Source organism: Anaplasma capra (assembly GCF_025628805.1).
Classification (GTDB): domain Bacteria; phylum Pseudomonadota; class Alphaproteobacteria; order Rickettsiales; family Anaplasmataceae; genus Anaplasma; species Anaplasma capra.
Genome location: NZ_JAOTBG010000012.1, coordinates 20,667 through 33,185, shown reverse-complemented (window position 1 = coordinate 33,185; position 12,519 = coordinate 20,667). Strand labels below are relative to the sequence as shown.

Here is a 12,519-nt window from a genome sequence, read left to right as displayed (position 1 = left end):
GTCAACGTGCCCTATCGTACCTACGTTTATGTGTGGCTTCCTTCCTTCTGTCATATCAACTTCACCTTACTTCTTCACAACATTATCTACAACATTCTCTGGAACTCTCTCATAGCTAGCAAAGTACATGCTGTACTGCGCCCTACCCTGAGACATAGACCGCAGGTCCTTAACGTACCCAAACATCGCGCCGAGCGGAATAAGGGCGGTGACAAGTTTGGCATTGTGACGGTCCTGCATCTCCGAAACTCTGCCACGTCTGCTGTTGACGTCCCCTATAACATCCCCCATGTATTCCTCAGGGGTTATGATTTCCACACGCATAACGGGCTCCAAGAGCACCGGACCAGCCTTGCTTGCCAGCTCTCTAAATGCACCCCTGGCTGCAAGTTCGAAGGCAAGAGGACTGGAATCAACCTCATGAAACGCACCATCAAACAAGGTGGCCTTAAAATCTATTACCGGAAAGCCGGCTATGATGCCAGTTTCCTTCACAAGTTCCAAACCGTTCTGAACCCCGGGTATGTACTCTTTTGGGATGGCTCCACACGTGATCTTATTCTCAAACTCAAACCCAGAACCCGGCGGCAGTGGCTCAAACAATATGTTCACCTTGGCAAACTGGCCAGCACCACCGGTCTGCTTCTTGTGCACATATTCAATCTCAGCAGACTTGGTAATGGTCTCACGATACGCCACCTGGGGAGCACCAACTGAAGCCTCAACCCCAAACTCCCTCTTCATTCTGTCCACTATGATTTCCAAGTGCAGTTCACCCATCCCCTTGAGTATGGTCTGCCCACTCTCGGGATTGACAAACACCCTAAGCGACGGGTCTTCAGCAACAAGCCTACTGAGTGCTATGCCCATCTTCTCCTGATCCGCTGTGGACACTGGTTCCACTGCAATTTCCATAACAGACTCAGGAAAGTCCATCTTTTCGAGTATCACAGGAAAGCTCTGGTCACACAGAGTATCGCCGGTAGTGGTCTTCTTCAACCCAGCCAGGGCAGCTATGTCACCAGCCTGAACCTCGGATATGTCTTCTCTATTGTTCGCGTGCATTAGTAGAATCCTACCCACAGACTCCGTAACTCCCTTGGCGGAGTTCAGAACGACCGACTTACCAGTGAGCTTACCCGAGTAGACACGGATAAATGTCAGACTACCGACAAATCTATCGACCATAACCTTGAAGGCCAATGCAACAAATTTGTCGTTTACAGAAGACTTTACAGCAACCACCTTTTCCGAGTCATCTGCACTAATCCCCTCTATGGTCGGGATATCGCTGGGAGCTGGTAGAAAGTCAATCACTGCGTCAAGAAGAGGTTGAACACCCTTGTTTTTAAACGCGGAACCACATAGCACGGGAACAAATTTAGAGCCAATCACACCACTTCTTATACAGCTCTTGAGCAGTGCAACCGGAACATCACCGCCCTCTAGATACAGATTCATGGCTTCATCATTCACCTCTACCGCCGTCTCCAGCAGCCTAGCCCTGTAATCATTGGCGGCTTCTACCATATCAGCTGGGATCTCCCCATAGCTGAACTTCGCACCCAGAGAGTCTTCTTCCCACGTTATGGATCTCATCTCAACCAGATCCACAACCCCGACAAAGCTTTTATCGACCCCTATGGGCAACTGCAACACGAGCGGCAATGCCCCAAGCCTGTCCCTAATCATATCCACGCAGGCGAAAAAGTCCGCCCCGACCCTGTCCATCTTGTTCACAAAGCACAGCCTGGGAACATCGTACTTATCAGCCTGGCGCCACACGGTTTCTGACTGAGGCTCTACCCCAGCAACTCCATCAAAAACAGCCACAGCCCCGTCAAGGACCCGAAGAGATCTCTCCACCTCAATGGTGAAATCCACGTGGCCAGGAGTATCTATGATGTTGATTCTACAACCATTCCAGAAGCAAGTAGTGGCAGCAGAGGTTATTGTTATACCGCGCTCACGCTCCTGCTCCATCCAGTCCATGGACGCAGCGCCCTCGTGCACCTCACCTATCCTGTTCTGCTTCCCAGTATAGAAGAGTATGCGCTCCGTGGTGGTGGTCTTCCCGGCGTCTATGTGCGCCATTATCCCTATGTTCCTGCACCTGGACAGGTCACCCTTGCTACTCACCCCCCGTACACCTTCCTAAAAACACAAAAACTCACTAAAATCTGAAATGGGAAAACGCCTTATTAGCCTCAGCCATCCTGAATTTCTCTTCTTTCATCCTGCACGCACTACCACGCTTGTTGTAAGCTTCAACGAGCTCATGACACAAACAACTCATGTACGTCTTGTTTGTGCGCTTTCTGTTAGCACGAGCAGCCTTCACTATCCACCTAAGAGCAAGCGAAGTGGACCTGTCTTCCCTAACTTCCACGGGAATCTGGTAAGTAACGCCACCCACCCTCCTGGAGCGAACCTCCATACGAGGCATGACATTGGCCACAGCAGTATTGAACATGGACACACCGCTCTCACCCGCAGACTTCGACTCAGCCATCTTCAGTGCCCCAAACACTATCTTCTCCGCCAGAGCCTTCTTGCCTCTACTCATCACCACGTTGATAAAGCGAGACAGCAGCACACCACCAGGACTTCCATCCGAAGTCACGGGCCTTCTACAAACTCTTCGACGACGAGACATACACAACCCAACAAAAACTAGACACCACTCTTAACCCCATACTTGGAGCGGGCCTTTTTCCTGCCCTGCACACCCTTGGTATCGAGAGCACCACGCACTATGTGGTAGCGCACACCAGGCAGATCCTTAACACGCCCACCCCTTATTAGGACCACAGAGTGCTCTTGAAGATTATGTCCCTCACCGGGTATGTACGCTATAACCTCACTGCCGTACCCAGCAATCCTAACTCTGGCCACTTTACGAAGCGCAGAGTTCGGCTTCTTGGGTGTGGTAGTGTAAACCTTGACGCACACAGCCCTCTTCTGAGGATTACGCTGGAGCGCAGGGGCTTTGTTAGCCGACCCGCGAGGCCTCCTGGGGCGACGCACCAGCTGATTGATAGTGGGCATGCGAAAGAACCTAAAACCACTTGAAACGCGCTACCCACGTCCCCGGGGATAGCAAGAGCAGCACCACTTATAAGGGAATCGTAAACCCCAGTCAACACAATTCTAATTTATTTTCACTCGCTGTTTTACGCAACGCACACGCGTCACTTACACGGCGCACTATCTCTCAGTACGATATGCGCCTGCTCTCCCGCTTCCAGGGGGGCCGATGAAAAATCTACGTGATTCCTCGCCATTTATACCGTGAAAAGTGATAACAGATTGCGGGCCAAGCACGCCGGAATGCTTTCCGTTAATAGGAATATCTATTTTGCAGAACCCGAACCCGCTAAATGTATTCACATTACTGATGGTAAAGCCGGAAAGTACCATGTTCCTGTACACAGCCCCAACCACTTTGTTCAAGCTTACACCTGAATCTCTGGGCATAACCTCCGTCAATAGAGACGAAGACAGCGCAGTGTTTGGCTTTTTACCTTTCTGCTCATTAAGATACGCGCCACCGTTACCGGATATTACCTGGGTTAAAAATCCAGCTCTGGCATAAGTGTGTGGCGAGCGACCGGCATCCTTCCTCGCCTCCGCTTTCCCAACCCTGCGCACAGAAAGAATTTGGGCAAAATGTACATGGCCAGAAAACACGGCAACAAACTTTTCGGGTATGACTTCAGCAATTGCCCTAGTTTGCGGCAAGTTGCCATAATACTCTATGCCGTTCTTCCAATAGGCCCACAGAGGCCTGTGAGTGAGTAGCCACATTTGCGAATTGCGCCCTAAATTGACGCTCTTGAGGAACTTTTCCCTTAAATTTCTAACATCCCGGCTGCGGTAAAAAATTTCACCACTTGACGAAGAGTCGTACACATAGAGCCCAACATCGCCTAGACCCCAGCGTTTCAGATCGAAAATCCATGGATCTGTGATTTCCTCACAGTGTCTATAGCTGTAGCGCTGCTCTGAGAGCGGATGCGCATCAAGATACCGAAACCAGCCTCTATGAGCCCTGTTACAATCCTCATGATTCCCGCGTACGAAGAGAAAAACAAGCTTATCAGACACTGATTGCATCGGTAGCAACCAGTCTGCCACCCAAGTTTTAGAATTGTCTCCGTAAACGTGCTTGTCGCATTTTGTCTCGTCAGTACATTCCACCGCTCTATACAGATAATCCCCAATATGCACGACCAGATCGGGGCTTTGGTCTGAAATTTTACTAAGCACTTCCCTGAGAGGCCACTTGCTAGGCGATTTGCAGTCCTGCTTCAGCAGCCTCGATACCCTGCACCCCGTATCCCCAACAACAGCAATCCTAGAAACATTATCTCGGCGGTCATGGCCAGTGCGAATGCCGATGTCCGGCAAACGCCTACCCCCAACCTTAATGACCCGAGGCACAGAAGACGGGGGCAGCAAACTCTCACACACCTGGTCTTCAAACCTCCCAGGCTCGGGGTGTGCTCTTATGCCCATTCTCACACTGTGATGGTCAACATCCAAAGTCGGGCAACTATCACCTGAGGGAACAACCGCCCTTACGCTTAATTTATCGCCCCTCACAACCTGAGACCAGGAGAATAGAATCTCAGCACAGGCTTCCAAAGGCAGAAGATACAGCGCAACAAGCACACAGAATCCTAAAAGGGGATACAGGGTTGTCACCCCCCAGCTAGCGCGCACGCAAACCCGCATTAGCCGCGGTAGAGTGTGCACAAGCATTGGGAGTAGTACGCCCATCCACCAACAATGCCAAATAGCCTTCAGGGCCGTCATAGTTATCATGGCAAGTAAAGGAGCAACGCCCGCATAGAAGCGCAAACATCAGCAATGTCCTGCAAGCAATGCACATACACCAGAGAGACAGAAGTGTAATACAAAGGGCAACACACTGGGTTGACATCCAGCCAGATTCGGCAAAAGCACCAGCCAATCCCTCTGCTGGCAGCGGCATAAGAAGCAGAAAAGCCGTAGATAAAACAAGCACGGCAAAATCGTAAAATACAGGCTGCAATCGAGCCAGGCGCAGCCGTAGCAAGGCCGAGCCCTCCAGCCCACACCGTTCATCGCCAGTAGGACCCTTAGAGCCACTACAACAAGGCAACAGCAACCTGACAGCCGGCAGCACGGCGATCGCAGCAACGGAAAAGGACATCATAAAAGTGGCGGACCTAACATCCGCAAGGCCCTGCACCCCATGATTGTTTAGAAGCAACAGCAGCACCGCAATGGCGTTCAAAAAGTGAAGAAGGCTTCTTACCTGCCTAGTATGAAGATCTGTGACACCGTACTCCATCAGCCACCCACAAACTAAACCCAACGCGGCACACTTCGAAGTGGCAGAGCAACCTCGGAGCAAAACCATAGAGCCAGAAGAAGCCACAACGCCCAAAAACACAGAATGCTCTGGCTACCGGTCACTTTTATACTTCCCCACAACACATGGCAAATGTTTTTCTTTAAACACGTGAACATATGTGCTATCTACGGTCAGTATTTTCAGTTGTGACGTTTTATACTTGACTATGGATGTCGATAGTGGGTTTTTGTTTCTGCCTTTGGGCGGTGTAGGCAAGATAGGTATGAATGTCACGTTGTACCATGCTCGCGGAAAATGGATAATTGTCGACCTGGGCTCTGGGTTCGCCGATGGTGATACCATGCCTGGCGTGGACATGGTCATCGCTGACGTCAGCTTTATAAAGAAGAGGCGCAAGGATCTGCTAGGAATAGTTTTGACACATGCGCATGAAGATCACATAGGGGCCATACCTTATCTTTGGGCAGACCTCAGATGTCCTGTGTACACCACAAAATTCACTGCAGCTCTCCTGAGGGCAAAGCTGGCCCAGTTCTCTATGAGCGTGCCGATTGAAGAGATAGACCCTGAGTCAAAGCTGGAACTGGGGCCCTTTGTGCTTGAGTTCGTGCACATGACTCACTCTACTCCCGAAATGCATGCGGTCGCTGTTCACACTGACTTTGGAAGTGTGCTCCATACCGGGGACTGGAAGCTAGACACTGATCCGGTGGTGGGTCCTGTATCCGATACAGAAAAGCTCAAGCGGCTTGGTGATGATGGCCTGCTTGCTGTAATTTCGGACTCCACCAACGTGTTCACCGAGGGCCGTTCCGGCTCCGAGGGAAGCCTATACAACAACATTCTCAGCATAGTACAAAACAGCAAGCGGCGAGTGGCGATTGCCCTCTTCGCTTCAAACATAGCTAGGATCTGCACTCTTGCGAGAATTGCAGAAGCTTCAAACAGAAAAGTGGTGGTTCTTGGTAGGTCGCTGGCGCGGGCAATACAAGCAGCAAGAGACTGTGGCTACTTGGAGGACATAGCAGAGTTTGTGGATGCCAGGCATGCTGGTGACATACCTGCGGAAAATGTGCTCTACCTTTGCACGGGTTGCCAGGGTGAGCCTCTTGCAGCGACTGCTAGGCTCGCGAGCAGGTCTCACCCCCTGACGGAGCTTGATGCGGGGGACACAGTAATTTTCTCTTCAAAAATAATTCCCGGTAACGAGAGGCGTATTTTTGGAGTCTTCAACAAGCTTGTAAGGATGGGGATTGAGGTCGTCACGGAGTTCACTGGAGGTGTTCATGTGTCGGGCCACCCTTCGCGCGAGGAGGTACGCATTTTGTACTCTCTGACCAGACCTAAGTTGTGCGTACCTATACACGGGGAGTACATGCACATGTACGAGCATGTGAAGCTGGCTAAGGAGTGCGGTATAGAGAATTGCGTGGTCTCGGCTCCCGGAGACATAATTGACCTGGTTGAAGGCAAGAAGGTGGGTTCTGTGGGCTGTGGAGTTTTCGGAATAGATGGTAGCTTTCTGCGACACCCAGAAGGGAGTGTGATGTCCGCGCGTAGGAAAATGAGAAGCGCCGGGATGGTGGTCGTTACTTTGCTAATGAATAGGGAACATGAGCTGGTGAAAGAGCCGATGGTTATCGCTCCGGGGGCGCTTGATAGCTCTGAAGACAGGGTTTTGCTGAGCGAGATGGCTCGGAAGATAGGCTCCGGGCTGTCAAATTCAAAGCCAAGGAATGTCAAGAACTACGTCAAAGATGTGGTGTTCGGGTCCTTGAAGGGTGTGTTAAAGGGCAGGCCCCTGGTTGAGGTACAGATGGAGTACGTGTGGTGAGGTTGAGGTGCGAATTCTTCCCTTTGCTTGCGCTTGCGTGCTTCCCGTTGTCGCGTTTTTGTTCAGTTGCCAGGGAGCCTTTGCTGCCCTTGGAGTAGACATCACCAAGGGAAATACCGAGAAAGTTAGGGTCTCCATAGCACCCATGCACTCGTCCACAAATCTAGAGAAGGAAGTGGGAAAGAGCTGTGTTCGGGTGGTGTTGCATGACTTAAACCACACTGGAATATTTGACGCAAGCTGGAAACTGCCTGCAGGTAGCTTTAGCACAACACCCGAAGGAGTGCCAGATTCCGACTCTTGGATGGCTATAGACAGGGATGTGCTGGTCACAGGAAGCGTCAAAGAGTCCTCACATGGCAGGGTAAAAGCAAGGCTGTTCATCTGGGATGTGGCCTCAGGCAGGCAACTGTCCGGCAAGTCCTTTAACTTTGCAATAGGAAACTGGAGGCGCGCAGCCCACTCCATGTCCGACAGCATATATAGCAGGATTACGGGAGAAGGCGGATACTTCAACACGCTTATAACATACGTGGCGGAAACCACCGGGACGCCGGGGTCTAGAAGAATTGCAATCATGGACCAGGATGGAGCAAACAATATATACATTACTGGTCAGGGGGAGTTCGTATCCACTCCCAGATTTTCCCCAGACGCCCGGAGCCTGGTGTACATGTCCTACGCAAAATCCAGGGGCAGCATAGTGTTGCACGATTTGGAAACTGGATACTCGACAGCACTTGGGGGCGTAAGGGGCGTCAACTCATCTCCTAGATTCTCTCCGGATGGTAGGCATGTTTTGCTGTCGGAATCCGCACACGGTGCCACAAACATATACTCAGTAAATTTAAAGAGCGGCAGGTCTATTAGGCTTACTAACAATAAATCTATAAACACCTCCGCTTCTTACTCGCCTGACAAAAAATTCATAGTCTTCAACTCGGATAGGAGTGGAAAGCCGCAGCTCTATGTTATGAATGCAGATGGCACAAATCAGCGTAGGATCAGCTCAGGCAAGGGGGGATACGCAGCCCCGGTTTGGTCTCCTAGAGGGGACTGGATAGCATTCACAAAATCCGAGGGAAGAAGCTTTCACGTAGGGGTGATGAGACCGGATGGCAGCGGCGAGAGGCTGTTGGCCGGCGGATACATGGTTGATAGTCCCTCGTGGTCCCCCAACGGGCGCGTTATTCTTTTTACTCAACAAGACCCCCCATCAGCCAACCGTCCGTCCAAGTCTAAACTGGTAACCGTGGATATCACGGGCGCTAACACGCAAGTTCTGGACATTCCCACTAGCGCCTCAAACGCCCACTGGTCGCCTGTCTTGCGAGAATAGGTGCCCCTTCTCCCTCACCAGAGTTAAACGTCGCTACGGGGAATTATACGCTGCAACTTGCGGACTCCGTAATCGAGTGCACCGCGGTACAGAACGCCTCACCTCTCTCCTCAAAGTTCTTCCACTGATCCAAAGAGCTACAGGCAGGTGACAGCAGAACCGTAGCCTCTGACTTGCTAGCAACCGCCTCAGCAAAAGCAACCTGCACTGCATCACAGACATCGTGACACTCCACATGCGCTATGCCGGCTTTTCTCATGCTCAAAGCAAATTTGCTAGTTGATTCTCCCACCAAGAAAGCCTTACTTATTCGGTCTGAATATAGGCTAAGCAGTGAATCTATACCCCCATCTTTGCTTTTTCCACCAACAATCCAATAGACATTTCTCCTGCCAATAAGTGCCTTCTCTGCCGAAGCAGCATTGGTCGCCTTACTGTCATTAACGAAAGTTACGTTCGCAATCTTAGTTACAATCTGGTTCCGGTGTCGCAACCCAGTAAACTCGGCAATAGAAGCAAGAATCACCTCGTCCTTCACCCCGAAACTTTTGGTCACAGCGTATGCCGCGGCAATATTCTCGGCATTGCTCGTCTTGTCTATTCGGAGATCGCCGATCTCAATAACCTTACCACAGAAGTGTATATGTCCACCCAGAAAAGATACCCCCTCATCCAGCCTCGTCTTGCACGAAAACTCCAGTTTTTTCTTTCCTATATGTCTGCAGAGCGCTTCTGTGTTTCTGTCGCCGCAGTTTGCTATCACCAGGCTGCTAAAATTCAATATCCTCCCCTTTGCTGCAACATAATCCGCCATACTAGAGTGAACATCGAGATGATCTGGCGTTACGTTCAAAATAACCCCAATATCCAGACTGATATCGCGCAGAAGTGCCAACTGATAGGAGGACAACTCTAGAACATATGTCCCTCTGCCCTGCGTGAGTGACAGAACCCCCCGCCCCACGTTCCCACCTGTTTCTGCATCAATTCCAGCCCGATTTAAAATCCAGCCTATCAGCTCCACAGTGGTGGACTTACCGTTAGTCCCAGTTACTCCAACGATACGAGCGCGCTGAGAGCGGCAGAATATCTCAACGTCGGATGTTATCCTACAGCCCCTGTTCATGGCCAATTTCACAACCCAATGTTTGTTGCGGCAAGAGTGGGGAACACCCGGACTCAAAACTAACTCAGAAATGTCAGCCCAATCACGTTCGTAGGGGTGCAGAAACCTGCACCCAAGATCAAGCTCCGCACCACGACGCAGAGCCAGTTCATCGTCATCCCAAACAAAAACCTGCGCACCGCTCTGAACTAGAGAACGCACAGCAGAGATCCCCGTCTCTCCTAGACCAAAGACGGCGACCTTCTTTCCGCAGTAACGTTGCAGTAAAATCATATCCTTACCTGTCCACTCCAAGCAACCGACAGCCACCCGCGGCCCAATCTCGGGGCGGCATGGTACAATTAAGTATCGCGGCTGTCAATACACCGAGCTACTATGCGAGGAAGGTGGCCACAGGTAGTTGCACAAACAACACGCCAAGTCTGATAACTAGTCATCTTAGCTTTTAAAAATTGGGCAAGTCAGCACCAAATTTAAGGCTGAATTCTGCTCGCACACGTGGTACAATGACCCCCAGTGTTAATGCACGTTCTGATTCATGGTGGAGCACACTGACGATACATCGCGTAGCCACAAGCGTGAAGATTGCGAGGTGCGCGCAATATGCGACACAACCATATCACTCATACCGCGCATGGGAATCAGCAACGCAACCCTGCGTGAGGCATGCAGGCAGTTGAACCTGGAAAATAGTTTTTGCAAATTTCCAGGGGGCGTAAACAGCGTGCTAGAGTATTTCCACGAAGATCTCATAGATTCCATTACACATTCATTCCAGAGTAGGGATCCTGCTGAGTTGCCAAGGGTACGTGACAGGATATACCACTTGCTGGAACTGTGCATACTCTACAACGCCTCAGTGCCGAACTCCAGGGAGTTTGTGAAGTCCGTACTTCGCTTCTCGTTATTACCGAGCAACACTTGCTTTTTTGCTTCACTTGTTTTCAGAGTGATGGACGCAGTGTGGCACCTAGCTGGAGATTCTTCAACCAACTTTAGCTACTACACAAAGAGGCTCACCGCGGCTTCTGTCTACGTTTCATCACTTGTTTATTTTGCTCAGGATCACTCCGAGAATGTTTCTGAGACCCTATCCTTCATGGGGCGGCGAATCAATGGAATTCTAAAATTCCAAAAGCTGAAGAACTCAGCTAAAAATGCGCTGCCAAAGATATTCAGGGCTTTTGACGTGCGGTTCAATTAATTCAATCAGTGGTAGCAAAACGCAAATAGCCAGCGTATGGTAATGCAAAAATAAATTTCTGCCGAGGCCTTTTCGTGATATTTAAGTCTGGTCTGTTCTTTCCGCGTCAAAATAATGTACGATAAGATTGCTAAGGCTGTGTCCATGGCAAAGTTGGATTTCTCGCTCCCTAGACTTCTTGGGCATAATTCCCTACACAAGGAAAAGGACGATCTCAGAAGACCTAAGTTTGTAGAAAAGTCGCTGCGCCTCATAGACAAAATTGTGAGCTTCGTATTCGGAATAGAAAAAGAAGGTGAAAATGAGGCTCTCAGAGCCTCGTGGGGGCCACTACTTGTGGGACTTGTGGTTGTAATTGTGTTCTTCGGTTTCTTTGGAGTATGGGCAGCAACTGCGCCACTGGATGGAGCTGTTATAGCACCTGGAGAGGTAGTCTCGTCATTAAACAGACAGATAGTACAACACCTTGAGGGAGGCATAATCCACAAGATATTGGCACAAGACGGGGATACAGTAAGTAAGGGGCAACCTCTTGTGTTGCTTAACGACACAGCAGCAAAGGCTAATTTGGGAATAATAAAGGAAAAAATGCTGGTCCTGCTGGCAACTGAGGCCAGACTGTTGGCAACCAAAAATCATTCCGAAAGTATTGTTTTTCCGCGAGAAATACATGATTTATCAAGCGCGGACGTAGTAGAGAAGGTGCTGGAAAACCAAAGGGAATTGTTCAACTCCCAGAGAAAAAGCGTATCTGGACAGCTAGATATACTAAAGCAGCGTATCAAGCAGCTGAACCAAGAGCTTTCAGGTTTGGCCGCTCAGCTCGAGTCAGAAGAAAAGCAGTACAAGTTGATAAGCGAAGAACTAAAAGCAAAAAGGAGCTTGCTGGCGGAAGGGTACATAAGCAAACCCCACATATTGAGCATTGAACGTGCACACGCCAACTCAGAGGGAGAGCTAGGCCATATAAGAGCCAAAATTGCAGGTGCAGAACAGAAAATTGGGGAAAATCAGCTAGAAATGATCAACATTACGCACTCTGTGCTGGATAGGGTAAACTCTGAGCTCAAGGAAACCGATGCCGCAATTACGGACCTGAAAGAAAGGCTCATGGCTGCTGAAGACGTACTCAAGCGCACCATAATAAGATCTCCGCAAAATGGCGTGGTAACGGGGTTGAGGTATCACACAGAAGGCGGAGTGATACCTCCAGGAGGCACGATAATGGAAGTAGTGCCAGACGATGATGGCCTCATAATAGACGCAAAAATGCCCACGCGTAATATAGAAGAAGTATTGTCAGCCGGGACTGTTGAAGAAAACATGGTCACCAGCGGGGAACACAGCGGGCTCCGAGCCAAGGTAAGGCTCAGCGCTTACAATATACGCAAGTTCGGGCTAATAGACGGCATAGTAACCCAAGTGTCAGCAGATGCTCTCACAGATCCAAACGGCGTAAAGTATTATTCGCTGAGGGTGGTGATACCAGGGTCAGCCCGCTCAGGAAAGTTCAAAGGCCTCAAACTCCACCAAGGAATGCCTGCTGAGGTGTTTGTTGTAACACGCTCTCGCACCCTACTTAATTATCTTTTGACTCCAATAACCAGCACTTTTGAAAAGGCATTCAAGGAGCGGTAGGAGCTTTACTGAGGGG

General features: G+C 50.1%; 10 protein-coding genes. 4 read left to right on the top strand and 6 right to left on the bottom strand.

All coding sequences use genetic code 11. From position 1 onward, the window contains the following. Window positions 1–66: 66 nt before the first annotated feature. The 5 genes from fusA to OC187_RS03810 form a co-directional block, all read right to left on the bottom strand. Window positions 67–2,094 carry an elongation factor G gene (fusA, locus tag OC187_RS03830; RefSeq protein WP_396124727.1) on the bottom strand — a complete coding sequence of 676 codons (2,028 nt, stop codon included), beginning with the start codon at window positions 2,092–2,094 and terminating at the stop codon, window positions 67–69. A gap of 79 nt (window positions 2,095–2,173) precedes the next feature. Continuing rightward, entirely contained in the window at window positions 2,174–2,656 is a 483-nt protein-coding gene (rpsG, locus tag OC187_RS03825) for a 30S ribosomal protein S7 (RefSeq protein WP_262998239.1), read from the bottom strand. A gap of 17 nt (window positions 2,657–2,673) precedes the next feature. Further along, a complete protein-coding gene (rpsL, locus tag OC187_RS03820; RefSeq protein ID WP_262998240.1) occupies window positions 2,674–3,048 on the bottom strand; it encodes a 30S ribosomal protein S12 in 375 nt (124 codons plus the stop codon). Between the two features lie 159 nt (window positions 3,049–3,207). After that, a complete protein-coding gene (locus OC187_RS03815) occupies window positions 3,208–4,674 on the bottom strand; it encodes a metallophosphoesterase (protein ID WP_262998241.1) in 1,467 nt (488 codons plus the stop codon). A 40-nt stretch (window positions 4,675–4,714) separates the two neighbouring features. Next, window positions 4,715–5,440: a hypothetical protein gene (locus OC187_RS03810; protein ID WP_263008611.1), complete on the bottom strand. Its 726-nt coding sequence runs from the start codon at window positions 5,438–5,440 to the stop codon at window positions 4,715–4,717. A 127-nt stretch (window positions 5,441–5,567) separates the two neighbouring features. Here OC187_RS03810 and OC187_RS03805 point away from each other — a divergent pair, with 127 nt between their 5' ends. Both OC187_RS03805 and tolB read left to right on the top strand, forming a co-directional pair. Beyond that, the gene (locus OC187_RS03805; protein WP_262998243.1) at window positions 5,568–7,196 is read left to right on the top strand and encodes a ribonuclease J; all 1,629 of its coding nucleotides are present in this window, start codon (window positions 5,568–5,570) and stop codon (window positions 7,194–7,196) included. 13 nt (window positions 7,197–7,209) lie between these two features. Further along, a complete protein-coding gene (tolB, locus tag OC187_RS03800) occupies window positions 7,210–8,535 on the top strand; it encodes a Tol-Pal system beta propeller repeat protein TolB (protein WP_396124726.1) in 1,326 nt (441 codons plus the stop codon). Window positions 8,536–8,578: 43 nt separating this feature from the next. Here tolB and murD read toward each other — a convergent pair whose 3' ends face one another. Continuing rightward, window positions 8,579–9,934: a UDP-N-acetylmuramoyl-L-alanine--D-glutamate ligase gene (murD, locus tag OC187_RS03795; RefSeq protein ID WP_262998245.1), complete on the bottom strand. Its 1,356-nt coding sequence runs from the start codon at window positions 9,932–9,934 to the stop codon at window positions 8,579–8,581. 265 nt (window positions 9,935–10,199) lie between these two features. Between murD and OC187_RS03790 the strand changes: the two genes are divergently transcribed. Both OC187_RS03790 and OC187_RS03785 read left to right on the top strand, forming a co-directional pair. Next, complete coding sequence (locus tag OC187_RS03790) at window positions 10,200–10,865, top strand: COQ9 family protein (RefSeq protein WP_262998246.1); 666 nt, start codon at window positions 10,200–10,202, stop codon at window positions 10,863–10,865. Between the two features lie 114 nt (window positions 10,866–10,979). Beyond that, window positions 10,980–12,503, top strand: a complete 1,524-nt coding sequence (locus OC187_RS03785) for an HlyD family type I secretion periplasmic adaptor subunit (RefSeq protein ID WP_262998247.1) — start codon at window positions 10,980–10,982, stop codon at window positions 12,501–12,503. Window positions 12,504–12,519: the final 16 nt, after the last annotated feature.

What these genes read in the sequence shown, in the direction of transcription:
- fusA (WP_396124727.1), bottom strand. Translation starts at nt 2,094, where the DNA reads ATGGCGCACATAGACGCCGGGAAGACCACCACCACGGAGCGCATACTC.
- rpsG (WP_262998239.1), bottom strand. Translation starts at nt 2,656, where the DNA reads ATGTCTCGTCGTCGAAGAGTTTGTAGAAGGCCCGTGACTTCGGATGGA.
- rpsL (WP_262998240.1), bottom strand. Translation starts at nt 3,048, where the DNA reads ATGCCCACTATCAATCAGCTGGTGCGTCGCCCCAGGAGGCCTCGCGGG.
- OC187_RS03805 (WP_262998243.1), top strand. Translation starts at nt 5,568, where the DNA reads ATGGATGTCGATAGTGGGTTTTTGTTTCTGCCTTTGGGCGGTGTAGGC.
- murD (WP_262998245.1), bottom strand. Translation starts at nt 9,934, where the DNA reads ATGATTTTACTGCAACGTTACTGCGGAAAGAAGGTCGCCGTCTTTGGT.
- OC187_RS03790 (WP_262998246.1), top strand. Translation starts at nt 10,200, where the DNA reads ATGGTGGAGCACACTGACGATACATCGCGTAGCCACAAGCGTGAAGAT.
- OC187_RS03785 (WP_262998247.1), top strand. Translation starts at nt 10,980, where the DNA reads ATGTACGATAAGATTGCTAAGGCTGTGTCCATGGCAAAGTTGGATTTC.